Origin of the sequence: Psychrobacter sp. FDAARGOS_221 (assembly GCF_002313155.2) — a bacterium.
In the GTDB taxonomy this organism is placed as follows: Bacteria; Pseudomonadota; Gammaproteobacteria; order Pseudomonadales; family Moraxellaceae; genus Psychrobacter.
In genome coordinates this window covers 226,873-252,218 of sequence record NZ_NWFK02000001.1, presented here as the reverse complement: position 1 = coordinate 252,218, position 25,346 = coordinate 226,873, and the positions used below count along the sequence as shown (strand labels likewise).

Annotated in this window: 23 protein-coding genes; 14 read left to right on the top strand and 9 right to left on the bottom strand. The window is 41.0% G+C overall.

Annotation, left to right across the window (positions count from 1 at the left end; genetic code table 11):
• Positions 1 to 49: 49 nt before the first annotated feature.
• The 4 genes from A6J60_RS01140 to A6J60_RS01125 all read right to left on the bottom strand — a co-directional run bounded on the left by A6J60_RS01140 (position 50) and on the right by A6J60_RS01125 (position 2,947).
• Entirely contained in the window at positions 50 to 1,216 is a 1,167-nt protein-coding gene (locus A6J60_RS01140) for an FAD:protein FMN transferase (protein ID WP_096064364.1), read from the bottom strand.
• 39 nt (positions 1,217 to 1,255) lie between these two features.
• The gene (locus tag A6J60_RS01135) at positions 1,256 to 1,591 is read right to left on the bottom strand and encodes a hypothetical protein (RefSeq protein ID WP_193777999.1); all 336 of its coding nucleotides are present in this window, start codon (positions 1,589 to 1,591) and stop codon (positions 1,256 to 1,258) included.
• Entirely contained in the window at positions 1,584 to 2,204 is a 621-nt protein-coding gene (locus A6J60_RS01130) for a PepSY domain-containing protein (protein ID WP_096064363.1), read from the bottom strand. Before A6J60_RS01130 ends, A6J60_RS01135 begins: the two co-directional genes overlap by 8 nt.
• Positions 2,205 to 2,335: 131 nt before the next feature.
• On the bottom strand, positions 2,336 to 2,947 hold the full coding sequence (locus A6J60_RS01125) for a cytochrome b/b6 domain-containing protein (protein ID WP_096064362.1): 612 nt from the start codon (positions 2,945 to 2,947) through the stop codon (positions 2,336 to 2,338).
• 417 nt (positions 2,948 to 3,364) lie between these two features.
• Here A6J60_RS01125 and A6J60_RS01120 point away from each other — a divergent pair, with 417 nt between their 5' ends.
• The 4 genes from A6J60_RS01120 (at position 3,365) to A6J60_RS01105 (ending at position 8,105) form a co-directional block, all read left to right on the top strand.
• Positions 3,365 to 3,784 (top strand): CDP-alcohol phosphatidyltransferase family protein, encoded by a 420-nt coding sequence (locus tag A6J60_RS01120; RefSeq protein WP_096064361.1) that lies wholly within the window; start codon positions 3,365 to 3,367, stop codon positions 3,782 to 3,784.
• A 316-nt stretch (positions 3,785 to 4,100) separates the two neighbouring features.
• On the top strand, positions 4,101 to 5,981 hold the full coding sequence (locus tag A6J60_RS01115; protein ID WP_193777998.1) for a bifunctional alpha/beta hydrolase/class I SAM-dependent methyltransferase: 1,881 nt from the start codon (positions 4,101 to 4,103) through the stop codon (positions 5,979 to 5,981).
• Between the two features lie 16 nt (positions 5,982 to 5,997).
• Positions 5,998 to 7,233, top strand: a complete 1,236-nt coding sequence (locus tag A6J60_RS01110; RefSeq protein WP_102993943.1) for a patatin-like phospholipase family protein — start codon at positions 5,998 to 6,000, stop codon at positions 7,231 to 7,233.
• 41 nt (positions 7,234 to 7,274) lie between these two features.
• A complete protein-coding gene (locus A6J60_RS01105; RefSeq protein ID WP_096064358.1) occupies positions 7,275 to 8,105 on the top strand; it encodes an SDR family NAD(P)-dependent oxidoreductase in 831 nt (276 codons plus the stop codon).
• 152 nt (positions 8,106 to 8,257) lie between these two features.
• Here the strand turns inward: A6J60_RS01105 and A6J60_RS01100 are convergent, their stop codons facing one another.
• Positions 8,258 to 9,631, bottom strand: a complete 1,374-nt coding sequence (locus A6J60_RS01100; RefSeq protein WP_127891422.1) for a phosphatase PAP2 family protein — start codon at positions 9,629 to 9,631, stop codon at positions 8,258 to 8,260.
• Positions 9,632 to 10,319: 688 nt separating this feature from the next.
• Here A6J60_RS01100 and bioA point away from each other — a divergent pair.
• From bioA to bioD (A6J60_RS01075), 5 genes are all read left to right on the top strand, one after another.
• Positions 10,320 to 11,624: an adenosylmethionine--8-amino-7-oxononanoate transaminase gene (gene bioA, locus A6J60_RS01095; RefSeq protein ID WP_193777997.1), complete on the top strand. Its 1,305-nt coding sequence runs from the start codon at positions 10,320 to 10,322 to the stop codon at positions 11,622 to 11,624.
• Complete coding sequence (gene bioD / locus A6J60_RS01090) at positions 11,621 to 12,385, top strand: dethiobiotin synthase (protein ID WP_096064356.1); 765 nt, start codon at positions 11,621 to 11,623, stop codon at positions 12,383 to 12,385. Before bioA ends, bioD (A6J60_RS01090) begins: the two co-directional genes overlap by 4 nt.
• A gap of 39 nt (positions 12,386 to 12,424) precedes the next feature.
• Positions 12,425 to 13,141 carry an aspartate/glutamate racemase family protein gene (locus A6J60_RS01085; RefSeq protein ID WP_096064355.1) on the top strand — a complete coding sequence of 239 codons (717 nt, stop codon included), beginning with the start codon at positions 12,425 to 12,427 and terminating at the stop codon, positions 13,139 to 13,141.
• A gap of 199 nt (positions 13,142 to 13,340) precedes the next feature.
• Complete coding sequence (locus tag A6J60_RS01080) at positions 13,341 to 13,790, top strand: hypothetical protein (protein WP_096064354.1); 450 nt, start codon at positions 13,341 to 13,343, stop codon at positions 13,788 to 13,790.
• Between the two features lie 32 nt (positions 13,791 to 13,822).
• Positions 13,823 to 14,716: a dethiobiotin synthase gene (bioD, locus tag A6J60_RS01075; protein WP_096064353.1), complete on the top strand. Its 894-nt coding sequence runs from the start codon at positions 13,823 to 13,825 to the stop codon at positions 14,714 to 14,716.
• 87 nt (positions 14,717 to 14,803) lie between these two features.
• Here the strand turns inward: bioD (A6J60_RS01075) and A6J60_RS01070 are convergent, their stop codons facing one another.
• On the bottom strand, positions 14,804 to 15,550 hold the full coding sequence (locus A6J60_RS01070) for a zinc-dependent peptidase (RefSeq protein ID WP_096064352.1): 747 nt from the start codon (positions 15,548 to 15,550) through the stop codon (positions 14,804 to 14,806).
• 51 nt (positions 15,551 to 15,601) lie between these two features.
• Positions 15,602 to 16,852: a DUF819 domain-containing protein gene (locus tag A6J60_RS01065; protein ID WP_096064351.1), complete on the bottom strand. Its 1,251-nt coding sequence runs from the start codon at positions 16,850 to 16,852 to the stop codon at positions 15,602 to 15,604.
• 489 nt (positions 16,853 to 17,341) lie between these two features.
• Between A6J60_RS01065 and A6J60_RS01060 the strand changes: the two genes are divergently transcribed.
• The 5 genes from A6J60_RS01060 to A6J60_RS01040 all read left to right on the top strand — a co-directional run bounded on the left by A6J60_RS01060 (position 17,342) and on the right by A6J60_RS01040 (position 23,731).
• Positions 17,342 to 19,630: an ornithine decarboxylase gene (locus A6J60_RS01060; RefSeq protein ID WP_319830049.1), complete on the top strand. Its 2,289-nt coding sequence runs from the start codon at positions 17,342 to 17,344 to the stop codon at positions 19,628 to 19,630.
• A 331-nt stretch (positions 19,631 to 19,961) separates the two neighbouring features.
• On the top strand, positions 19,962 to 20,252 hold the full coding sequence (locus tag A6J60_RS01055) for a Trp family transcriptional regulator (RefSeq protein WP_096064350.1): 291 nt from the start codon (positions 19,962 to 19,964) through the stop codon (positions 20,250 to 20,252).
• 81 nt (positions 20,253 to 20,333) lie between these two features.
• A complete protein-coding gene (locus A6J60_RS01050) occupies positions 20,334 to 21,809 on the top strand; it encodes an anthranilate synthase component I family protein (RefSeq protein ID WP_227526016.1) in 1,476 nt (491 codons plus the stop codon).
• 181 nt (positions 21,810 to 21,990) lie between these two features.
• Complete coding sequence (locus A6J60_RS01045; protein ID WP_193777996.1) at positions 21,991 to 23,052, top strand: DUF4238 domain-containing protein; 1,062 nt, start codon at positions 21,991 to 21,993, stop codon at positions 23,050 to 23,052.
• Between the two features lie 25 nt (positions 23,053 to 23,077).
• Positions 23,078 to 23,731, top strand: coding sequence for an anthranilate synthase component II (locus A6J60_RS01040; RefSeq protein ID WP_096064348.1), 654 nt, complete (start codon positions 23,078 to 23,080; stop codon positions 23,729 to 23,731).
• 87 nt (positions 23,732 to 23,818) lie between these two features.
• On the opposite strand, the gene A6J60_RS01035 is transcribed toward A6J60_RS01040, so the two are convergent.
• Entirely contained in the window at positions 23,819 to 24,562 is a 744-nt protein-coding gene (locus tag A6J60_RS01035; RefSeq protein WP_096064347.1) for an amino acid ABC transporter ATP-binding protein, read from the bottom strand.
• Positions 24,563 to 24,637: 75 nt separating this feature from the next.
• Positions 24,638 to 25,321, bottom strand: coding sequence for an amino acid ABC transporter permease (locus A6J60_RS01030; RefSeq protein ID WP_264755560.1), 684 nt, complete (start codon positions 25,319 to 25,321; stop codon positions 24,638 to 24,640).
• Positions 25,322 to 25,346: the final 25 nt, after the last annotated feature.

The window sequence follows — 25,346 nt, the reverse complement described above, 5'->3', positions numbered from 1 at the left end:
CTTTGATAATTAACTGTAAATTCGACTTAACTATAAACATGGCAATAAGCTATAAATAGTTGTTCATGGCGGGCGAGGTCATTACCTGGTGTTGGGTATTTATGATTAAACCGGCGATATCATTATCTTGCAGCCACTCTAAAGCGCTGTGTTGACCCATTATTAGGCAGTATTTAGCGCATACTTCAGCAATCAAGGCATCTTCTGCAATAACGGTTACGGTTAACACGTCACTGACAGCAGACTGGTTATCATAAGGGTTGATAATATGATGCTGAGGTTTGCCTTTATGCCACCAGCGCCGATAGTCCTGTCCTGACGTCGCCACACCACCGGTTGAGATGTCAAAAATAGCGACATCATCTTTTAATCTTGATAACTCACTGTTTGGCTTAGCTGAATCAGTCAGATTTGGCGAAGCGATAGCCACCGTCCAATTCACTTTATCAATATCATCAACAGTACCATTATCAACAGTACCTACCGCAATATCACCGCCTAAATTAACCAGGCAGGGTAGAGGCCGTCTATTATCAGTACTGATTTGCTTTGCTAATTTGTTCGCCGCCCAACCTTTCACGTAGCCATTTAAATCAATACCAACACCGTCCGCCAAATACACTTCATAGATTGTAGGATAACCATCATCGGTAGATACTTTGTGTCTTAAGCGAATTTGTCGTTCTAGCGGCAGCGGCCTAGTCGGCGTTTGACTGTTTTTGGAACGATTAGGTGTGGTATTATCGGCAGATGAGCATATTAAGTTTTGTTGGTGATTTAGCTCGTCTGATCTATTGCAACTAAAATTCAATTCGCATTTTTTTAACGTTTCAAACGAAGATTGATAACCTATCTGCTGCATAGACTGTAAAACTGTCGGCGTGACCAGACCTTGAGTTTGCTGATAAAAAACAAACGCTTGCTGTATTACCTCATACAATGCTTGACTCACTGCCACCCATTCTCCTGATCGCTTATTAAGCTGCATCAGCTCGCTATGCCCATCAAAACGGCTGAAAATACCTTCCCAGTGTGCAAGTTTTGATAAGATTCGCTGTTCTAACTGCGCCAAATGCTCATGCATAACCTCAGCACTCACAAGTGACTTAATCCGGCTAAGCTCAAGGTGAACTTGATTGTGACAGCCCATTGCGAAAAAACTTATTGAGTGAATGTCATAAGTTTCCGTTTGGATGTCATTGTTTGAGTGTTGCATTGCTTGTCTTCTTTTCTTCTATTTTCTTTTCATAAACAGCTACTGAGAAGAGCTGGTTCGGGTAACGACGGCTCTTTGTGCGCTAGGTTGGGGCATGGCTTGGTTGACTTGTCGCAGCTCGTTAATATCTACAAGGGTAACTTCAGGTATAGTCGACAACTCAGTAACAGTCGATTCAGTTGCCATCGGCTGCGAAGGTGACTCTTGATTAACAAATATCAGCCAACCGCCCATTGTGCCTGCAATTGAGAAAATCATGATGCTGCTTTTCAATAGCATAAAAGATTCTGGCTTTTTCTTAGCTTTAGTCTTGGTTTTGTTTGCGCTAGAAGGTTGTGCAGCAGTCGTTTTAGAAAGTTGAGTTGGGTTAGTCATCGTATTCGTCCTCATCGTCATCGTGTTTCTCATAATTGGCGACCATCAAACGTTCGCTATGTTCATGACGCTCATAGCTTTCATGATGTTCATCTTCATCATCGTCATCATCATACTCGTCGTCATCTTCCTCATAGCCATTTTCGTAGCCTTCCTCATATTGAGAGCCACTGACCAAGACAGTTTGATTGACAGGGTTGATGATGGTGCCTAGAGCCGCATCGACATAGGTGACGCCGTCTGTCCATTTAACTTCGTAGGCAGCATTGCCGTTATAGTTGACCAGTTCGGGGGTGCCTATTAATGAGGCATCAGTATGTTGAGGTTTTGCTATAGTCAGCGCTTGTTCTGAGCTAATCGCAATCAAACGCTGGCTGCTAAGATCAGCCATTGCAGCAATTGATTGATCTGTTGATTGATCTGCATCCAGGCCTAAAGCCATATCATTAGATGTTAGATTGGCGAGGGTTGTTTGAGCAGATGCGTTTTGCTCTAATGCTGTTTCTGCTGATTGCAAAGTGAGGCCGACAGCACCGCCAAAAAATACTAATGAGGCAATACCAATGCTAAATATAATAGGCTTGGTGACGGATTGACTGGTAATTTTACTCATAATTCTTTTCTCATAAGTTTTTAATAGTTTTGATATATTTAATACTTTTAGTTTTACTTAACTAAGATAAGCATACGTTGTGAACCTTAAAGCATTCTTAAGGGGCAAAAATTTAGATAATTAGCTTTGATTTATTTGGTGTTTAAGTCACTAACAACCACTTGTTTATTGCCGGTAATCATTGATTTAATTAAGTTTTGTTTTTGCAAACGGCTCATTAAAATTGCAGACAGCACATGCAAAGGCACGAGTAAATATAAGCTGCTGGCAAATACCTCATGAATGTCCTCAAGCGTATCTTCGTCAGCAATAATGTGCGCTTCCATGGCGTAGCCGGTTATACCCAGACCAATGATGACGGCCCATAAAGCAAACATCATTAATGCAGCCAGCGGATTATGGCCGACATTATTGACATTGTTTTGCGGTATTTGGTGATGGCTTAAGGCTTTCAGGTGTGATTTTAATCGGGCAGGGGTCGGGAAGAAGTTACTAAATCTAGCATAGCGAGTGCCGATAAAACCCCAAATAAGACGCAGTACTACCAATCCCACAACGACATAGCCCACGTATTCGTGAAGCTCGCTGCCATCATCGGTAAAGGCAAGGTTTGCCAAAATGCCAGCAGCAATGACCCAATGGGTAAAGCGGACACAGATGTCCCATACTTTAATAGTGTGTTTGTCTTGGATTGGCGCTGAATATGAGGTGTGAGGGTTATTCGATTCGCTATAATGATTCATGATTAATTGTTCCTTATTCTAAATTTACTGACTTATTGAAGGCAGTAAGTAATGGCTGTTAGCCAGTTGATAAGGTTATTTAATCAAAGCAAACTTAAGGCTTGCTTAAGTTTTGAGATTAGAGTGATCATTAAAGGGTTTGAAGAATAACCAGGGTTATTAACGGAGTTGTTTACGCAGGAAGCGCTTTAAACAAAAGATAGGGTTTAGTGTTTTTTACAGACCTATGGATGAGTAAATGGGAATAATGGGCGTTGAATAATAGCGTAGTGGTTTATGATCATGAAAAAACGGGCGTTTTGATCACTTATGCAAAATTAACAAATCCATTCTAAATAAGTAGACGCTAATGACAAACTGTGTTTAGATAAATAACAATCTATTTATCATTTTCTTATCTGTCAAAGTTAACCTCTCATGTCTGTTTATCAACTTAAAACACAATTTCAAAACACCTTGCGACCTATTAGCGATAATTTGGTTAAAAAGGGCGTCACGGCAAATCAAGTGACCGTCAGTGCAATTATCCTAAGTGCAGGCACGGCCTACGTCATCGCTCATGCTCAAAACGACACAAATAAATGGTTTATATTGCCACTGTCATTATTTATTCGTATGGCGTTTAATGCCATAGACGGGATGATGGCAAGAGAGCATGGGCAAGCATCGAAACTTGGCGCTGTGTTAAACGAATCAGGCGATATTATCTCTGATAGTTTATTAATCAATAGCTTGCGACCACATGTAAACTCATCTCAATTATCCTCGTCTGACTCATTGCACTCTCATTTCAATCTGTTCGATAGGTACACGTACCAATCATGGGCCTTTAGGTAAGAGTGATAGAGCCTTATTATTAGGTGTTATTGGCTTGTTGTCAGGGCTAGGTGTGCCTGTCTATCGGTATACTGGGTCGCTATTAATGATAAGCCAACTGTTACTGTTAAAGACCTGCTTGAATAGAATAGGGGCAATGGCAAAGGCTGGATTTATTGCCATGCATCCTGCTCCCTGTCTAAAGTCAGAGCTGTCAGAACATAACACTATTGATTCGTTAACTATAAAAAATTTAAATGCTCCTCTTGAGAATAAAAATTTCACAGCCATCACACTTATAAATAATCCTATTAATGCCAGTAAGGACACGTCACTTATGCTAGATACCCATTCATTGGAAAATGACCCATCACAAGACGGTTATTCAAATAAAGACATCACGATAGGGCAGGGCGCCTATAACGCCTATGACGGCACAGCAATTTATTATCGTTATTGGTTAGCACAGCCATTAAATGACACTGCAAATATTGATAAGAAAACATCAGAACAAAGCCTGCAAGCTGAGCGGCAAGTTATCTTATTGCATCGTGGTCATGAACATTCCGGACGTCTAGATGAGCTAGGTACTCGTTATGCCGAGGCAGGTTACCAAGTATTCGCTTGGGATGCGCGAGGTAATGGTCGTTCAGGAGGTATCAAAGACCATGCAGAGAGCGTTACTCAACTTGAGCGTGATTTGGATGATTTCGTGCGTATGGTTATTGGCAAAACGGGCATACCCATCGAAGATACATTGATTGTCGCTAGCAGTATCGGTGCGGTATTAGCCGCAGCTTGGGTGCATGACTATGCGCCGACCATTCGAGGGATGATACTTGGCACGCCAGCAATTAGCATACGCTTGTATATTCCATTTGCAATACCTGCGCTTAAAGTCGCCCGAAAACTCGGTTTTATGAGCCGTGTATCAAGTTATGTCAAAGCGCAAGTGCTCACCCATGATAAAGAAGCGCAGCAAGCATACAATGATGATCCGCTTATCTCTGGGTCTATTTCGAGTGATTTATTGATTGATACACATGCCACAGGTCAGCGTTTGCTTGATGATGCTGATGCTATTACTGTACCAACGTTTGTGTTGTGTGCAGGCAAGGATTATGTGGTTGATAAGCAAGCGGAGCGTCAGTTTTATGAGCGTCTATGCTCACCTATAAAACGCTGGCAACTATATCCTGACAGCTTTCATGCAATATTCCATGAAACAAATAAAGCCGATATTATTGATGACTGTCTCGCATTCTCTGATGAGTTATTTGCCAAGCCTGTGGCTAAAGTTGACTTAACCGAAGCTCATAAAGACAGCGCCAGTAGAGATAGGGTAGACCGCCTTGCCATCAAACCCTTTAATCCAAGCTTTGCTTTAACACGCTTGGTAATGCAAAAGTTTGGTCATATCAGTGATGCAGTCGCCACAGGTCTTGAACATGGCTTTGACTCTGGTAGTTCCCTCGATAAAGTGTATGCCAATGAGCCAAAGGGCGCTAACGCTGTGGGCAAAGCCATTGATAAATTTTATCTCAATAATATTGGCTGGCAGGGTATTCGTATTCGCCGTGAGCATTTGTTAGAGCTGGCACGAATCGCGATAAACGACATTCAAAATGCAACTGATTCACAAGAGCAGTCAAAAAATAACTCACTAATCAATCTATTTGATATCGCCAGTGGTAATGGTTATTACGTGTTTGACTTGCTTAGTGAGTTTAATAATCTGCAAGTAGAACTTCGAGATTATGATACCCACAATGTCACCGTCATGGAACAAAAAGCAGCACAGTTTGAGTTTGATAGTCGTGTGACTGTGGTACAAAAAGATGCCTTTGATGCAAGCAGTTATACCAGCAACAAAAAAGCAACCGAACAACCAGCCAACGGCTTTGATATTGCTATTGCATCAGGGGTTTTTGAGCTGTTCTCTGATAACGAACTTGTGCAAACCGCTATTAACGGCATCTATGATAGTCTAAATGAGGGCGGTTATTTTCTTTATACCAATCAGCCTTGGCATCCAGAGCAGGAGTTTATAAGTAAAACCTTAAATAATCACCGAGGGTCTGATTGGGTCATGCGTTGTCGCTCACAAGCGGAGATGGATCAATTGGTGAACCAAGCAGGCTTCGAAAAAGTCGCCATGCGTATAGACCGCTTTGGTATTTTCACCGTCTCATTAGCTAAAAAAGTATCGTCAAATTAAGCGGTCATTTAATTTTATGACAGAGCTCAATGACAAGCCAAACGAGCAACCCTACGACCGAGTACAAGTATTCTCGGGCGGAGGGTCTCGTTTTGGCTATTACTTAGGGAGCTATGCTTGCCTGCATGACAAGGGTATAGCGCCTGATGTCATTTTGGCGACCTGCGGGGGCAGCTTTGCCTCTTTACTGGTTGATATTGCGCCAGACCCAAAAGACTTACATGCGCTCATACAAAGACGTGAAGTATATGATGCCGTGAGTGCTTTTCAAGCAAGAGCGCTTAAAGGGAGCTTATTGAGAAAAGCTTTATCAGGACAAGGGCTGTCTAAGTATGCATACCATGCCATAAAACGTTGGCGTGCATCTTCCAAATCGTCAAAATCATTAAAGAATAAGCATAATCTAATAAGTAGCTATCAGGCGTTACTGATTGAACTGCAACAATTAGCCATGTTTGAGATTGCTAATGAAAGGTATTGGTTAGATGATTTACTGGCATTAAAACCTAAATATCAGTCATCACAATTAATAAAATCATCAAGCGCACCTGACATTGCTATTATTGCCAGTCGTTTGTATCCATCGTCTGATATAAATAACAACACGTCTGCTAAGCTGCAAGAGGTTTTATTCGCACCTAAAAAGCTTGTCTGTAATAAATCAATAAACCTCTCCACGCTTGAATGTCCAACATATCATTATACGCCAGAGCGTCTAAAGCCTACCATTAAAGTAGTAGGTGGTAGAGGAGACAATAGTAATAACGGCAATCAGAATAGCGGTTGGCAAATTGCCCAAGCAGTACGTGCTTCAATGGCGGACATGTATTATCTAACGCCGATACATGTTGACAATGTTGGATGGTGTTTGGGCGGTGTCATTGATTTAACCCCGATAGAACTGGCTTGTCAATTGGGGCATACCGTGTTTGCAGAAACTAAGCAACCGTATGACTCCTATCTTGCCGTGCCAGCGATTAAACGGATTTTTGGTTTTGATGCAAACGAGAGGCTGCAATCTGTCAATGAATATCAACAAGTTAATAAATCTTTGACCAACCAGATTCACTGGCTACCATTTGCAGATAATGGCAGCGTCTTGGCAGGTCAGCATGTGGCTAAAAAAATTAACCTTAAACAGTTTAATCTTGATTTAGTCCATGCTCCTTTTGATATCTTCAAACAGCAAATGCAGACACAGTGGGACTATGGCTATCAGCGTACATTAGATTATTTGAATAGCGATTGCTAATCCTTGGATATTAAACCTTTAGATATAAAGATCAAAACCATATGACTATGTCTCTTAACTTAAGCCTTTTGCAATCAAAAACCAAGCCCATAATAGTTATTATAGGGGGCACCAGTGGCGTCGGACTCGCATTGGCAAAAGAGCATCAAAAGTTAGGCTGGCAAGTGGTGGTGGTTGGTAGTAATTTAGAGAAAATTGAGGCATTACGCACCGCCCATCCAGATTTGCATATTTATCAATGTGATATTACCGATATTGGTAGTCGTATCGCGCTGTTATCTCAGCTTGAAGATTTGGCATTTACTCGGCTTATTTACTGTGCAGGCTGGTATCTCAATGAGCGAGTTCATCAATTAGATAAGGTTGATAGTGCAAGGATGCTTGCTATTAATCTGCAAGCATTTCATGCCGTATTTGATTGGGCAAGTCGGCAGTTGATGGCAAAAAGTACGACCGAGCCTGCAAAAAATGACTGTAGCCAACAGGTTATTCAGCCAGCTTTGATTTGTCTGTCATCGATGGCAGGTGTGGTGAATTACCCTTATGCCAGCTTATATGCTAAGTGTAAACGCGCAATGATAGCGACAGCATCAGCATATCGCTTAGCTCTAGCGCCATTTGGTATACAGGTTAATTGTATGGCAATGGGGTATGTAAATACACAAACATTACGTGATTTAAATTACGGCGATGCCAGTCACAAGCCGTTTATTATGGAAGAGCATGACGCTGTCGCTCATATTATGCAGGCTATTAGTAGCAATGATGAATTGGCTATATTTCCTAAAAAAATGCGCTTTTTAACACATGCTTTGAATAAACTGCCCAGTCCTGTTTTAAATTGGGCCATGCGTCAAAAGCTGGATAAATAGCTTTTGGGAAGCAAACTTATTATTAAATAGTACAGATAGGACCACTAGTAAGCCAGCATTGATCGTCAGTATAGCTGCAATAAATAAGTGAGCAGGAGTCCAGAACATGAGAGCAATAACTGCTAGAAGATGGTTTTAAATACCCGTCTTATTTAATTCATCGTTGAATGGTTCGAAGAGTAGTTGCTAATTTTTTGTATTAAATCGTATGACAAATAAGTCTCATTAACATGTGCATTTGGATAGTACTCATCCAACCATTGTTTATAGTTATCGACAGTAAGCTGACCACAATATAGTAGATATAAGATTTGTATTGCAACACTGCGCGACATACCCATCACGCAATGAAAATGTATGATAGTAGGGGTGTTGTTATTGATGTTTTGCTCAATACAAGCATCTATTTTCTCAAATAATGATATAAATTCTGTGAGTGCAATATCTGATAGGGGCTGCAAATCCAGTATAGGGAAGTAGATATAAGTGTGCGATGTTTGGTCTTGCTCTAATTGGTCTTTTTCTAAATAACCATAATGACTTGATATCTCAGCAGCTAAATCTATCACAATTAGTGTTTTCACTGGTTTATTCGGTTCAATTGTCACTGAGCATGGCAACCTAGCTGTCGCTACTGTATATGTCTGAGATAACTTGGTTGGTTTAAATGACTCTGACTTAGTATGGGTTATCCAATATAAAGGAATTTGGTTTAGAGATGATGTGGCAGACTTTGATAATAAAAAGCGCAGTCGCCACATTAAATAGTAGGTTGAGATTAGCGGAGAAAATGCCAGCCAAACCCAAAAACGATGTTGCCCCGATAATGTTTTGGTAAACCATAGTCTATTGCGAGATATACTCGGATATTGATACGCCCATGCTAAGGTTAGAAAACTTATAAGCCAATAGACAGCAACAATAAGCGCCAAATTTATCCAAAAGTTAGACGAGTCATATGCTAACAAGTATGCAGTAATCGCTATGATCAAAAAGCCACTAATGGCAACCGTTATATATTTCAAAACGAGATGGCTTCGCATCCTGCCTGCCAATTGCCAGACCAGAGCCGCTAAAACAAAACCGCCCAATACATCTAGCAGATGATGCTGATAGGTAAACACAGTAGATATGATAATCAGCCCGCAAATAAGCAGTAGCAGAATTTTTGTGGTTGTTCGTTTAACGATAGGGTACAAACTGCCGCCAATCAGTAGTGCATAAGCCACATGCAACGAGGGAAATTGATTATAGGGCTTATCAGTGATTGCTAAAAAATCATACCCATAACCTAGCCAGCCTATTGTTTCAGGACGATTAAATGAGAAGCGCGCAGGAAAGAGGTAGAATACAAAACAGGCAAATAGGGTAGATAACACAAGCCTACGAGTTAGCATAGACAGCTGATGTTGTGTGTTGACTAAAAAAAAGCCCGTGCAAAATAATAGAATCGACCAGCTATATGGGACAATCATAGCGCTGATAAACGGTATATGGCTATCTATAGATAGGGCTAAATTAATCACTTTTTTTGGCTGCTGCTGCCATAACGCATCTGCGTAGCTATTGGTTAAAGAATACAGCAAACCAAATACGCCTAAAGCAATGATAAGGTGGGCGGTTCTTGTTTTGGTAGATAAATTCAATGTTTATTCTGCATTGTTTGATTGTTATAGTGGCTGACTTTTTTAGGCAGGTCGCTATTAAATGTACTGATATTATACCCATGTGTGCGGCATTATCCTCATAACACCATAAAATTCATCGCTACTTACTATGGTTATGGGTGCTAACTCGATCATAACATTGGGCAGCATTTAAATTATATTTTAATGCTCTTTATAAATCACTAGCGAGATATATCGCTAATATCCATAGGGGATAGGAATACGTGCAGTTACTACAAATCAATTTGCTTAAGAGTTATATATTAGACCTTATTTAACATAATATACATTATGCGAAAACGAACCAACCGGTTTTGGCTAAATTGATTAAGCTTATATTTAACGACAAAACCTATTACTATTGAATCACAATGATAAACTGACTTTATTAATGAGCGCTTAGTTTATAATGACTGTCATCATGATGTTGGCTTTCATTGCTAGTTAAAATTAAACGACAAAAATATTTTGCAGCCTAACAACTTAAACAGTCAGTCAGTCAATGAATCATTCAAACTAAAACTCAAACAACCTATTAAATAATAATATGAACCCAGATAACGACATTAACTACAATAGCTTCGATAACTTTGATCAAAACCATTTATGGCATCCATATGCAACTTTACCGCCAGCATATCCTAACTTAGTGATCGACAAAGCTGATGGCGTCTATTTATATACTGCCTCTGGCGATGCTCTCATCGATGGCATGTCATCTTGGTGGGCAGCCACTCACGGCTACAACCATCCCAAACTAAATGCAGCTATCACCAATCAGCTGTCTAATATGGCACATGTCATGTTTGGCGGCTTAACCCATCAACCTGCCATCGATTTGGGCAAAAAACTACTGTCAATCGTCCCTAATGGCTTAGATGCGATATTTTATGCAGACAGCGGCAGTATTGCGGTTGAAGTTGCTCTAAAAATGGCCTTACAGTATCAATTATCCCAAAATAAGCCTCAGCGCAATCAAATTGCAACCACTCGTTCTGGTTATTATGGTGATACCTGGCATGCGATGAGTATCTGTGATCCGGTCACTGGCATGCACAGTATCTATGGCAAGCAATTACCAGTACAATTGTTCACTGACAAGCCTAAAAATGGCTTTAATACGCCGTTAAGCACTGATATTAAGCAGCAATTAACCCAATTTTTTGAACAAAATCAGTATCATATGGCCGCTTTTATAATAGAACCTGTGGTTCAAGGTGCTGGCGGGATGCGTATTTACAATCCTGAGTATTTAACGCTACTACGAAAGCTGTGTGATCAATATGACATATTACTCATTGCTGATGAGATAGCCACAGGCTTTGGACGCACTGGGAAAATGTTTGCTTGTGAACACGCGCAAACATCACCTGATATTATGACCGTTGGCAAAGCAATAACCGGTGGTTATATGACTTTCGCAGCGACTTTATGTCAACGCTATGTGGCTGAGAGTATTGCCAATAGTGACTATGCGGCGCTGATGCATGGCCCAACTTTTATGGGTAACCCCCTAGCCTGTTCTGTCGCTTTGGCCTCAGTTGAGTTAATTATTGACGGTGATTATCCCAAACGTGCGCGCCATATTGAGTCACAATTACAGCAGTATTTACAGCCATTATCAGAGCTTAAGTCAGTCGTTGATGTGCGTGTGATAGGTGCTATTGGCGTTATTGAACTTCAGCAAGCGGTTGATATGCCGCGCTTTCAAGAGTTACTGTTAAAACACAAGGTTTGGATTAGACCTTTTGGGAAGCTGGTATATATCATGCCGCCAATCATCATGACCGATGAGGAGCTTTTGCTGCTATGTGATCGCTTAAAACAGGTATTAACGGATTATTTAAAATGAGTGTGTATTTTATCAGCGGCATCGATACCGATATTGGCAAGACCTATGCGACCGGCGCCTTAGCTCGAACATTGTTACAACATAGCCAGTCAAATGAAAGCACAGTAATGACTCAAAAACTGGTTCAAACCGGTTGTGAAGGTATTAGTGAGGATATTAATTGTCATCGAGATATGATGGGTATACCAATACAAACAGTCGATAAGCAAGGCCTCACCTGCCCATATGTGTTTAGCAAGCCCGCATCACCGCATTTGTCATCACTGATAGAAGGTGTGAAGATTGATTCAGATGTGATTACTCAAGCCACTAAGCGTTTATCAGCCCAATATGAAATCGTGTTACTTGAAGGTGCTGGCGGGCTTATGGTTCCTCTCAATGATTCATTACTAACCATAGATTATGTCGCCAGCCAAGGTTATCCGGTTATCTTGGTCACATCAGGACGCTTGGGAAGTATTAATCACACCTTGTTAAGTATAGAGGCACTAAAGCAGCGACAATTACCGCTGCATGCGATTATTTATAATGAATGGCAACCTGAAAAGCGTTTAGTCTCAGACTATGAGCCTGATGCGCAGATTACTGATAGTACTAAGGATTATCTACAAAAGTATCTAAAACGTGAGTACCCTGATACGCATTGGGTTAATTTGCCTAGTTTTAATTCACAGCTTAACGTTGATGCTGAACAATGTGAATCTGAGCAAAAGAATGCGTATTCGCTGGCTAGTTATGTAAGCTGTTTACTTAAGCTATAGTGCAGTCCTAAAAAATAAAAATTACCAATAAGGGTTATTATGAAGCAACAAAGAACACTGGCTATCATCGGTGGTATGAGCTGGGAGAGTACGTTAACTTACTACAAGCTTATTAATGAAGGTGTTCGCGAATCTTTAGGTGGTCAACATTCAGCAGATATTTTAATGCATAGCCTGGATTTTGCTCATATAGAGGCATTACAAGCTCAAGGTGATTGGGAGGCAATGGCACAAGTTATGGAAGACAGTGCTAAGCGCTTAAAACTTGCAGGCGCTGAAGGTTTATTAATTGCCACTAATACGATGCATAAGTTAGCAGACAATGTCATTAAAGCCAGTGGTCTACCTTTGATTCACATCGCTGACGCTACTGTTAGTGCTATACAAGCCAAAGGATTGAACAAAATAGCGCTGTTAGGTACCAAATTCACTATGGGTGATGCGTCAGATAATGCCACTCACTTTTATAAAAGCCGTTTTATAGAAGCCGGTATTGATGTCATCGTGCCAGATGATACACAGCAGAATGTTGTACATAGCATTATTTACGATGAGCTTTGCCAAGGCGTTATTAATGCAAAGTCTAAAACAGCCTTTATACAAGTCATAAGAAGTTTATCGGAGCAAGGAGCTCAGGGAGTTATTCTAGGATGCACCGAAATAGGTTTATTGATTAATAGTAATGATAGCCACATACCTGTATTTGATACAGCTCATATACATGCCAATGCTGGGGTTCGCTTTTTATTGAGCTAGTGAGTAACTTGGTTAATTAAATTGTTTATAAAGAAATGGTTTGTATGGTAACGGCTTATCCTAAAGTATTCACAGTTAGTTAGCATCAGAACTGATAGCATTAGTCTTAATAGATATTTATAACTTTGCAGGTAAGATATTAAGATACAGTTTAACCTTATAGAGCTAAGAATTGACTATAAAAACACAGGAATAAACCATGAGTTATAATAGTATGGTCAACCCAAAGGCTGTTAAATTGCTTGACGAATTATTAAGTGGAAAGGCGTCTGAAGTTAGAGAAGTTGCAATATGTAATGAGTTAGATACTTTATTACCAGACCCAAAATGGAGCGAGTATATATTTTGGAGTGACGACTATTTAAACGATAATGGGTCTATTAATTATGATAAATTTTTTGACAAAGTCTTTGCTTACTTAAATTCAGAAGAATATATAAGAAATGAGCTAATAATAGAACTTGCCAACGCACTGATTAATAAAGACTTTACTAATATGAATGAAGTCGAAATTGTCAGCGAGCTTAACCGCTTATCGCCAGATCCAAATTGGACACATTATCTTTTCGTGGACAAATCCTGTCTTAATAAAGATGGCTCAGTTAATAAAAATAAATTTCTAGATAGGCTGTTTGAACTCCAAAGCTAATCACTAATATATTATATAAAGCAGAATAAAATATGAGCGTATTTTTTATTACTGGCGCCGGTCCCCATATTGGTAAAACCTATGCAACAGGCTATCTTGGTAAAATGCTGTTCGAGCATGGGGTTAATGTCATTACTCAAAAGCTGGTGCAAACCGGCTGTGATGAAGATGTGGCAACTGATATCAGAGTACACCGAAGAATGATGCAAATGCCATTGCAACTGGTCGATAAGGTATCTGAAAGCTGCCCTTTTGTGTTCCCCTTCCCTGCTTCTCCATATTTAGCGTCAAATTTGCAAGATGTCAGTATCCATCCAAGAAGATTGGCCGTTGCTACCAAGCAATTGCAGCTGCAACATGAACTGGTGCTGTTAGAGATTGAAGGCGGAATTATGTCGCCTTTGAATGAGTCTGTACTGACTATAGATTATATGGCCTCACAAGGGCATCCGGTGATTGTGGTCACATCTGGGCAGCCAGAAAGCATTGATCAGACGTTGTTGGTAATAGATGCGTTAACACAGCGAGGCTTGTCGCTACACGCTATGATTTATAATCAATGGCATGATGTGTCGGTTGAATTTACTGAGCAGACCTTAGAGGATGAAGAGCAATATAAGCTGGCCTTTGATGAGCATGATACGGGCACTAAAATTGCTAAGCATACCCGCCGCTTTTTGCAGCACTATCTCACCGAGCACCATCCTGATGCTTACTGGGTAGAGATGCCGCAAGTATGTGAATACGGGCTTGATCCAATTTATAAGCAATGGGATAGTTTTGAGACGCCACAAGCGTCTGGTTTAACAGCGAAAAATAAGGATAAACAAAGCTCAATGCAATCGGGCTTGAGTGTCAGTGTTGAAAGCTATGCGCAGAAAATTGCCGATACCGTGCTTTATAATGGCCGGCCTTATCGAGAGTAGCCGAGCTTATCGAGAGTGACTGTTGTAACTGTAACTAGTTAAATCCCACTAGCTAAATCATACAAGCTATATCAGCAGATGTGACCATTAGGACAATGGCTGTTGCTGAAAAAACTCAACCATCAGCTGATAGATATCAGGATACGCATCAATTAAATCCTGAGGCCTTTCAAAAAACACTTCGCTTAATACCGCAAAAAATTCAGCAGGACTGGTTGCGCCATAATCATCAATACCCGCCTTGGCACTATATTGAAATTCAGCAAAGCCTTGCTCCATTATCTTCGTCCATCGCTCACGATCAACAGCCGACTGTATCGGAGGAAAGCCATTAGCACGCCCATTTAACATGTCTAGCTTATGTACAAACTCATGAATCACCACATTATGGCCATCACGCCTCCCCGCATCTTTGACATCATCCCAAGATAAAATAACCGGCCCATGCAGCCACGCTTCACCGCTGCGGTGTTGATAACCAGTATGGACCACGCCAACCTCATCTGTGGCTGTGGTCTCACTGATATAACTGCTTGGATAAATTAATACCGAACTCCAGCCTTTATACCAGTCTAATCCTAGATTTAAAATGGGCAGGCAGGCTTGTAATGCAATCGACTGCTTCATAGCATCAGTCACTTCAAAGCCCTGTACCCCATTGATAGACTTATCATGCAAAAACAATATCGCTAAATGAATCAGTCTGGTTAGCTCTTGGTCGTTAAGTCGATCAAGGATGTCTATTTTGGCCGCGATGCGTCGCCACTGTTCATCCGTATAGGGGCTATGGTCAACAATCCACTGTTCACGCCAATCTTTGATGATACCGAACATAAGAGACACATCCTTTTGTTTAAACGCTATTTGAGCTGACTTATTTAATGCTTACCCACCCACTACTAAGCGCATAAGTTGGGTGCTAACATAACCGCCAACTGTACCAACGGCATAACCTAGAATACCTAAAAACACACCGACCGGTGCCAATGACGGATGAAAGGCGGTAGCCACAATTGGGGCTGACGATGCGCCGCCGGTATTGGCGTTAGATCCTACCGCTAGGAAGAAAAATGGTGCCCGTATCAACCGCGCGACCATAAAGATAATTGCCACATGGATCGACATCCATAATAAGCCAATCAACAATAAGCGCCACTGTGATACCAAACCATTTAGATTAATTTGCATCCCGATGGCAGCAATCAATACAAAGATAAACACCGTACCAATTTTAGAGGCACCGATATGGTCCAAACGGCGTATTTTGGTAAAAGAAAAGCCTACGCCAATTAAGGTGATAATCACCACCATCCAAAAAAACGAGCTGGCAAAGCTATATTGAACGGCCCAGCTATAAGGAGCGAAATAATTGGCTATTTGCCCGCCCACAAAGTGCGCCACACCGACCATCGCAAAGCATAAACCAAACATAACCATCAAATCATTAAGGCTACCTGGTCGCGCATTATCACGCTCATAGTTTTCAACCGCAGCCACTACTTTTTCGATGCTATTGTTATCTGCTTTTAGCCATTTATCAATTTTTGCGCTGTGTTTGGCCATCAGTAGTATGGCTAGTAGCCATAGTGAGGCGTTGGTCGTATCTACCAAAATCATCATGCCAAATAAATCATCGCTGACGCCAAACAACTCTTTCATCGCTGCTTGGTTGGCTGCTCCGCCAATCCAGCTACCCGCCACTGCAGAAAATCCACGCCATAAGGTGTCATCGACAAACATGCCTGGCGATACCCATTTAGCGATACCCAAACTTATTGGGCCACTGATGACAATCGCAACACTGGCAGCAAAGAACATGGCCACTGCCTTCCATCCCAAACCCAATATTTTGGGTACATCCATTGATAGGGTCATTAACAGTAAGCTGGCAGGTAATAAATAAGTGGCGGTAAACCCGTATATTTGTGAGCCTATGCCATCAGCAAATACGCCCAAACTGTTTAAAATCGCTGGCACAAAACAGCACAGTACAATGCCGGGCAGTACCGCATAAAAACGCCGCCAAAATTTCCCTGGTAATCCTTGGGTATAAAATACCAGGCCAATGATGGCCATAATGACACCAAATGCAAGTGGTAGGCTTTCAATGCCTGTAAAGGATGACTCATTTAACATCTGCTGACTCCAGCATGATAGGCTTAACCTGCAGGCAAGCTATGGACTAAAAAATAGTTAGATTATAGCAAAACTAGGCTAACAGTAATTGACGGATTAAACTTGCAGCTTGATAAAGCAATACGCCATATTACTGTTAGGTCAGAATTCTATTAGATTATGTTAGTTCTACATCAACAATAAAAATGCGTCAGTATAAAGACGCTAAACCCTTGCTGCAGCCAACTTTTTAGACCATTAAACTGATATTTATTTTACTCAAAATATGGTTTATTAAATAATCAACATTTGTTTTTACTAAATGGCCAGGCTATGGCATCATACAGCAGCACGCGAATGCTATGATGCGTCATATAACAAGCGTGGAATACTCGATAACTAAAGCACCTAAAGACTCATAAGCACCTAAAAACTCAACTGAGAACAAAAAAAAACTTTGAATAATTAGTGTACTTTATTAATACTTTGAACAACTTGGATTGAATATCTATGAACACCACTAAAGAACAAATTATGAAGGTAGCCGTCAGTGAAGGTATTGAATATGCACTAAACTGCAATTACCGGTTCTCAGATATCAACGCAACTGACTTTACCAATATCGCAGCCATTGTGGTTACGATGGCTGACCTGCCTTTCGCTCATGCTGAGATTGAAGATTTGGGATTTTCGATTCCCATTTTTGTGGCCATTAAATACGGTGACAGTGTGCCTGACGAATGGTTACCTCATGTGTATGGGGTGCTTGAGCTTGCCGATGATCAAAAACACTATAACGGCCAGCTAGTCAATGCCGCTGCTGCACATTATATCGACACCTTAGACCCTCCTTTCTTCCAAGCACTGCGTGAATATACCGATTATGGTAATGCCGCATTTGATTGCCCAGGTCACCAAGGCGGGCAGTTTTTCCGTCGCCATCCATCAGGGCGTCGCTTCTTTATGTACTTTGGTGAGAACTTATTCCGCTCAGATTCGTGTAACGCTGATGTTGGCCTAGGTGATTTATTAATACACGAAGGACCAGCTTATCAGGCGCAAGCGCATGCGGCCAAAGTGTTTAATGCTGACAAAACGTATTTTGTTTTAAATGGCACATCATCATCGAACAAGATAGCTATTGGTGCGCTGGTTGCCCATAACGACTTAGTATTATTTGATCGCAATAACCATAAGTCAGTCTATCAAGGCGCTCTATCTATGAGCGGCGGAACGGCAGTGTATTTAGAGACTGACCGCAACGCTTATGGCTTAATTGGCGGTATTGCAGCTCATTGCTTTAATGAAGATGAGATTCGTGAGCGTATCCGTGAGGTTGCCCCAGAGCGCGCCGATGAAAAGCGACCTTTCCGCCTCGCTGTTATTCAGCTAGGTACGTATGACGGTACCATTTATAACGCCCGCCAAGTAATCGATAAGATTGGTCATTTATGTGATTATATTTTGTTTGACAGCGCTTGGGTCGGTTATGAGCAATTTATCCCTATGATGCGTGATTGTTCACCGCTGCTGTTAGATTTAACACCAGATGATCCAGGTATTATTGTTACCCAATCTGTACATAAACAGCAGTCTGGTTTCTCACAAGCGTCACAAATCCATAAAAAAGACAATCACATTAGTGGTCAATCGCGTTATGTGAACCACAAGCGCTTTAACAATGCATTTATGATGCATGTATCAACTAGTCCTTTCTACCCTCTATTTGCGTCATTGGATGTCAACGCTCAGATGCACAAGGGCAAAGCAGGTCAACGCATGTGGCATGAATGCGTGGTTGGCGGCATTGAAGCGCGTAAGATGCTGCTTGATACCTGTACCTTAATCAAACCTTTTGTACCGCCAACCATTGATGGTAAGCCTTGGCAAGATTACGATACGGAGCAAATTGCCAATGATATTCGCTTCTTTGAGTTTAAAGCGGGCGAACGCTGGCACGACTTTACAGAGTATGCTGATAAGCAATACTTTATCGATCCGTGTAAGCTATTATTGACCACGCCTGGTATCAATATGGACACAGGAGAGTATGAAGAAACCGGTGTGCCTGCCCCGCTTCTCGCTCACTATTTGCGTGAAAGCTCGGTGATACCTGAAAAGGCAGATTTAAACTCAATCTTGTTCTTATTAACACCTGCTGAGACCTTAGCTAAGTTCCAGCATTTGGTAGCGCGTATTGTGCGCTTTGAAGCTCATATTAAATCGAATAGCCCTGTTAGCGAGGTATTACCATCATTGGCGCGCTCGTATCCTCAGTATCGCAAATTGGGTATTAATGAGCTGTGCCAAAAGCTGCATGACTTTTATGCCAAATATAAACTAAACTTATTGCAGCAGCAAATGTTCAAGCGTGAGCACCGACCTAAGTTTGCAATGCGTGCCTTTGATGCGCACAATGCCTTTGTTCGTAACGATATTGAATTGGTACCTTTATCTCATATTGAAGGTCGTATCGCTATGGAAGGCGCCCTACCTTATCCGCCAGGGGTGTTTTGTATCGTACCTGGCGAAATTTGGGGCGGCGCTGTCCTTGACTATTTCTTGGCCTTAGAAGAAGGCGTGAATTCATTACCTGGTTTCGAGCCTGAAGTTCAAGGTGTGTATTGGGAGTATGATGCGTCTGGTCGCAAACAGGCTTGGGCTTATGTGCTAAAAGATGACAGTAAAAAGACTAAGCTGCCTGAGATTGTCGACGACGCAGCCCCTGAGGAGCCTCAACCTGAGCATGATGTCTTTTTAAATAAACAAGATGCACTCACGCCATTTGGTCATTTCTAACCTTAATACAGTGACAGTGGACACAACCACTAAAATGTATTGAAATACACGTCATTAAAAGCAAATAAAAAGGAGCTTATCGATTAAGCTCCTTTTTATTTGCTCACTATCTTCTCTATATTATTTAACTTTTCTTCCCTCGCTTGATTGTAATTAACCTCTCTTAAATCATTAGTGCTAAATTACATTTTGTTCAACAATCGCAGTTTATAAAAAGTCTCAGCTGAAAGGTTTACATACTCGTTCTATTGTACTAGAATACTGAAACAAGAAATTATACACACCTTGTTCAACTTTGAACCACTTAACACTTTGATAGCATGAGCCAGATATGAATCACACCGATCAAACCTATTATAACTTAATGACTCATTTGGCACAGCTGAGCGACCCGAAGCAAATTGATGCTGTGCTGGGAGCCCTACTGACGGATAAAGAGCGTCAAGATATCGCCAATCGTATCCGCATTTTTGATTTACTCGATCAAGGCACCACACAAAGAGCGATATCACAAGAGCTCGGAGTTGGTATTGCCACGGTGTCGAGAGGCGCTAAAGCCATGCAGCAGCAACAAAATATCACTGCCATCAGTGCTCTACTGACCACTCAGCGTGAGTCTTAATAAGCCACAGCCAATATATTTAAAAATACACCAATAAAACATTTATCAAAATTTAAACTTATCAGACTCGGATCTAAGCTTATGAGTACAGACAGCAACCAATCAAATAATGATTCTCAAAACAATACGTCAATCAATAACACCTTAAACAACAATCAGACAGCAGTGCCTGATTTGATTGATATCCCCAGTAAACCAATTCGTATTAAACTGACTCAAGATATCGATTTTTTCGAATTGTTTAAGCGTATCGAAGCGGAGTTTGAGACCTGCTATTTATTAGAATCTCTTGGCGCTGAAGGTCATATGTCACGCCATCACGCTATCGGCTTTGCGCCAGCGATGACTGTATCCGCACCCGATCGCTACACGCTTCGTGTTACAAATAACGTGAGTGGCGAAATTAACGACTATAATACCGATAACCCTTATCAACTATTAAGAAAAATCACACCACAACATGTGATTGCCCGTGATCAAACCGGTGGATTGGTCGGCTACCTTGGTTATGACAGTATCAACTTTTTTGAACCCAGTTTAAATGCCAAAGCCAGCGATTATTTTGAGGCCTTCAAGTTTGGTGTATATTTAGATGGTCTGACCTTAGATAAAATGACTGGCGAAATCTTCTATTTCTACTACCCCACTGAGCAACAACAAAACCGCATTGAACTGGTCAAATCTTTGCTACAAGCAGCGACACCTGAGTATAAAGCGCCCAATGTTGAGTTTTTAGGCGATGGTATGAGCCGTGAGGAGCATGCCAAGACTGTCATGCGTGTGAAAGACGATATTATCTCTGGGCGCATTTTCCAATGTGAGGTTGGTTTTAAATCCAATTACAAAATCACCGGCGACCACATGCCTATTTATGAAAAACTGCGTCAAGTGAACCCATCACCGCACATGTACTATATGAAGTTTGGTGAACAGCGCATTATTGGCGCCTCACCTGAGTTATTATTCCGCTTGCGTCAAGGCGAGATGGAGACATATCCGCTGGCAGGTACCGCAAAACGTGGTAAAGATGAGACCGAAGATCGTCAGTTAGCCCGCGCATTATTAAACGATGCTAAAGAGATTGCAGAACACAATATGTTGGTTGATTTACATCGTAATGATATCGGCCGTGTCGCCCGTTTTGGTACAGTGAAAGTGCGTAGCTTAATGGATATCAAGCGCTATTCGCATGTGCAGCATATTTCTTCTGAAATTGTCGGTATATTGCATCCAAACGAAGATATGTTCAGTGCTTTGGCCAGTAACTTCCCTGCTGGCACGTTATCAGGTGCGCCTAAGATTGAAGCGATTAAAATTATCAATGAGCTTGAGCCAGATGGTCGCGGTGCATACGGCGGTGCATTGGGCTCATTTAACTTCAATGGCGACTGCATTTTTGCCATTCCCATTCGCAGCCTATTTATCAATGGCGAATCCGCCTACGCACAGACTTGTGGCGGCAATGTCTATGACTCAAACCCTGAAGATGAATATTTAGAGATTCAGCGCAAACTATCCGCCATGAAGGTAGTACTAGACAGCTTTATCAACGAATAAACTTTGGGTTAATCAATACAAAAATAATAGCCTTAGCATCTGGATTGTTAGAGAGGGAGAAATATGCGGGTCAGAGGTAGGCGCTCTTTAATAGCTCAGTCGCCCCTCGTCCCTCGGGAAAAGTAAGTATCACTTGTATTGCTGACTACGTATGATAGCCACTGTAAACTGGACAGATATTATGAATACAGATAAGAAAAATCAGCATTACGTACCTAAATTTTATTTAAGAAACTTCTCCTTTGAGAATAATAGAAAACAGATTGGTTTATTCAATTTAGAGAATGAATGTTTTATACCTAAAGCTAAACTTAAAACTCAAGCTTCTAAAAATTTCTTTTATGGAAGAGATGGTGTGATAGAAGACAACCTAGCTGGTATCGAAGGTAGATTATCAAGGTTGATAAGTGGGATACTAGTTAATAACTCTCTACCTAGATGTAATAGTCAGGAGCATTTTGACTTGTTAGAATTTGCGGTTTTAACGGATATGCGTACACCTACTAGATTAAAGCAAATTCAACAGATTAATAATGAATTAATGAAGTTTTCATCTGATGAAATTGAAAATGGTGATTTGGTAGAACAGTTAACGTTAATGTCATCAGAAGATATACTTAAGATGAATATAAACAATGTTTCTAGAATAGCAGGTGATATAAAAGACTTAAGCTATAAATTATTAATTAATGAAACCCCTAAACCCTTTATTACGTCTGATTATCCAGTGGTTCGCTATAATCAGTTTTTAGAAGAGCGTAATCATCTTCCATCAAATACAGGTTATGGCTTTGTAGGATTACAAATATTCATACCTTTGAACAGTCGAATTACTTTGATTTTATATGATGAGGGTATATACAAGATTGGACATCGACAGCAAAAAGTAGTTCCCATAAGTAACTTAAAAGATATCGAACAACTAAATATATTACAGTTTATTAATTGCTTTAGTACAGTTTATTTTAACCATGAAGTAAATGAGGCATATATAAAATCACTTTTTAATAAATCTAAAAGCTATGAGAGAGCGAACAATGTATTATTTAAATCAGGTAAAGTTATAGATAATCAACCTATATTTAGCGAATCTTATATGGAGAGTGGAGATAATTTCATTTTTCACAATGACAAGGATTGTGAGTTGAACTTAGATTTGAGTGTAATTAAAGTTCATTCAAAAGGTAAGAGATATAAAATGACAGAATCTGAAGTACAGTTGAGAAAATCTTTTAAAAATTAATCAAAATATTTTGTGGAAAACGAAAATGAACGTACTAATCATAGACAACTACGACTCATTCACCTTTAACTTATATCAATACGTGGGCGAAATACTACAAACGACACTCAATGACGGTGAGACGCATAATAGCGTGACCGTAAAGCGTAATAATGAAATTACCCTAGACGATATTAAGCAAGCCAATTACGACCGTATTATCATTTCACCGGGCCCGGGCTCACCTGATGATCCTGCTTATTTTGGGGTATGTAGTGATGTGATTCGTGAGCTTGGTCCGACTACTCCTTTATTGGGTGTATGCTTGGGCATGCAAGGTATCGCCCATGTGTTTGGTGGTGATGTGGTTCGCGCTGGCGTGCCGATGCATGGCAAGACCTCACCCATTCGTCACGATGAGCAAGGCGTCTATCAAGGGTTACCGCAAGATATCGAAATCATGCGTTATCACTCGCTCATGGTGAAGTCTGATACTCTGCCTGAGTGCTTAACCGTCACTGCTGTGGTTGAGAACGAAGACCATGCTGAGCTAAGCCTAGAGGACCGTGCTAAAGCCGGAGATGAGATTATGGGTGTGCGCCACAAAGATTATCCCATTCAAGGTGTACAGTTTCACCCAGAGTCATTTGCCACTGAAGGTTCTAAACGTTTACTGGCAAATTTTTTGATGCAAGTTTAGTAAATCTTGTACTAGTTAAACGCATAAAAGGGAGAGTAACGACATATCGTTACTCTCCCTTTCACATTTCAAACTTAAGAAAAGCAATCAGCTCTTAATGCGTTGCAAAAATGCTTGCGTACGAGGATGCTCAGAGTGCTCAAATAACTGCTCTGGCGGTCCTACTTCGACCACATGACCTTCCTCCATTAACATCACCACATCTGCTACGTTTCTCGCAAAATTAATCTCGTGAGTAACCACAACCATGGTCCAACCTTCAGACGCGAGTTGCTGCATAGTTTTTAAAACTTCATTAACCAGTTCTGGATCAAGTGCTGATGTCGGCTCATCAAACAACAATAAGTCTGGCTCAATGGTAAGCGCACGGGCAATACCAACACGCTGCTGTTGACCGCCTGATAACTGAAATGGATACAAATCGACTTTATCAGACAGACCTACTTTATCAAGTAATTGTAATGCCTTTTCACGAGCAGCCGCTTTGTTTTTGCCTTGCGCTATAACAGGACCCAACATTAGGTTCTCTACTGCGGTCTTATGCGGAAACAAGTTGTAAGACTGAAATACCATGCCAGATTTCTTTTGTAGGGCACGCATTTTTTGTTTAGACGGCTTATCACCGAAGTTTACTTTTAGGCTACCGTCAGTAAACTCAATCTCACCTTGCTCAGGCACTTCTAATGCATTCAAGCAACGTAAGAAGGTCGTTTTACCCGACCCTGATGGGCCAAGTATGACAACCACACTGCCCTTTTCAATCTCAAGATCAATACCCTTAAGTACCTCATTGTCACCAAAGGCTTTATGGATGTTGGTTATTTTTATCATTCAGATATCCTGTGTCCTGCGAGTACTTGCAATCGTTAGTTATAATTAATCACAGAGCGATTGATTAATACTTCTCTATTTAGCAACATAACGATCCAATCGGGTTTCTAGTCGGCCTTGCAACGTGCTTAATATCAAACAAATGACCCAATAGATAAGCGCTGCCTCAGTATAAACCAGCATAAACTCGTAGTTACGAGCAGTAATTATCTGTGCTTGCTTAAACATCTCAGTTACCAAGATAAGAGACGCTAACGAGGTGTCTTTAACTAAGCTGATAAAGGTATTTGATAACGGCGGTACCGATACACGCAGTGCTTGTGGCAAAATCACATGGCGAAACGTCTGCAAGTAGCTTAGACCAACGGTCGACCCTGCTTCCCACTGACCCTTAGGAATAGACAAAATAGAAGCACGTACTGTCTCAGATGCATAAGCACCGATATTTAATGAGAAAGCAATGATGGCAGCTGGGAAAGGATCAAGCTTGACCCCGATACTTGGCAGGCCATAAAAAATAATAAACAGCTGTACCAGCATAGGCGTACCACGTATGGCAGACACATAAGCCCGTGCTAAACGGTAAAATATCTTATGAATAATACCAGTACGTGGCACGATACGAATCAGCGCCACAACGAGCGCTATCATCATACCTATCGCAAAGGATGCCAATGCTAACGGGATTGAATACATCAACCCTGCTTTAAGCATCGGCCAAAACGACTGAATGACAATATCTGCTCTCGCCTCTGACATAAAAGGCAGAATCGAAAGCAGATTT

Coding starts and splice junctions, on each gene's coding strand:
- A6J60_RS01140 (WP_096064364.1), bottom strand. CDS start 1,216: ATGCAACACTCAAACAATGACATCCAAACGGAAACTTATGACATTCAC.
- A6J60_RS01135 (WP_193777999.1), bottom strand. CDS start 1,591: ATGACTAACCCAACTCAACTTTCTAAAACGACTGCTGCACAACCTTCT.
- A6J60_RS01130 (WP_096064363.1), bottom strand. CDS start 2,204: ATGAGTAAAATTACCAGTCAATCCGTCACCAAGCCTATTATATTTAGC.
- A6J60_RS01125 (WP_096064362.1), bottom strand. CDS start 2,947: ATGAATCATTATAGCGAATCGAATAACCCTCACACCTCATATTCAGCG.
- A6J60_RS01120 (WP_096064361.1), top strand. CDS start 3,365: ATGTCTGTTTATCAACTTAAAACACAATTTCAAAACACCTTGCGACCT.
- A6J60_RS01115 (WP_193777998.1), top strand. CDS start 4,101: ATGCTAGATACCCATTCATTGGAAAATGACCCATCACAAGACGGTTAT.
- A6J60_RS01110 (WP_102993943.1), top strand. CDS start 5,998: ATGACAGAGCTCAATGACAAGCCAAACGAGCAACCCTACGACCGAGTA.
- A6J60_RS01105 (WP_096064358.1), top strand. CDS start 7,275: ATGACTATGTCTCTTAACTTAAGCCTTTTGCAATCAAAAACCAAGCCC.
- bioA (WP_193777997.1), top strand. CDS start 10,320: ATGAACCCAGATAACGACATTAACTACAATAGCTTCGATAACTTTGAT.
- bioD (WP_096064356.1), top strand. CDS start 11,621: ATGAGTGTGTATTTTATCAGCGGCATCGATACCGATATTGGCAAGACC.
- A6J60_RS01085 (WP_096064355.1), top strand. CDS start 12,425: ATGAAGCAACAAAGAACACTGGCTATCATCGGTGGTATGAGCTGGGAG.
- A6J60_RS01080 (WP_096064354.1), top strand. CDS start 13,341: ATGAGTTATAATAGTATGGTCAACCCAAAGGCTGTTAAATTGCTTGAC.
- bioD (WP_096064353.1), top strand. CDS start 13,823: ATGAGCGTATTTTTTATTACTGGCGCCGGTCCCCATATTGGTAAAACC.
- A6J60_RS01070 (WP_096064352.1), bottom strand. CDS start 15,550: ATGTTCGGTATCATCAAAGATTGGCGTGAACAGTGGATTGTTGACCAT.
- A6J60_RS01065 (WP_096064351.1), bottom strand. CDS start 16,852: ATGTTAAATGAGTCATCCTTTACAGGCATTGAAAGCCTACCACTTGCA.
- A6J60_RS01060 (WP_319830049.1), top strand. CDS start 17,342: ATGAACACCACTAAAGAACAAATTATGAAGGTAGCCGTCAGTGAAGGT.
- A6J60_RS01055 (WP_096064350.1), top strand. CDS start 19,962: ATGAATCACACCGATCAAACCTATTATAACTTAATGACTCATTTGGCA.
- A6J60_RS01050 (WP_227526016.1), top strand. CDS start 20,334: ATGAGTACAGACAGCAACCAATCAAATAATGATTCTCAAAACAATACG.
- A6J60_RS01045 (WP_193777996.1), top strand. CDS start 21,991: ATGAATACAGATAAGAAAAATCAGCATTACGTACCTAAATTTTATTTA.
- A6J60_RS01040 (WP_096064348.1), top strand. CDS start 23,078: ATGAACGTACTAATCATAGACAACTACGACTCATTCACCTTTAACTTA.
- A6J60_RS01035 (WP_096064347.1), bottom strand. CDS start 24,562: ATGATAAAAATAACCAACATCCATAAAGCCTTTGGTGACAATGAGGTA.
- A6J60_RS01030 (WP_264755560.1), bottom strand. CDS start 25,321: ATGTCAGAGGCGAGAGCAGATATTGTCATTCAGTCGTTTTGGCCGATG.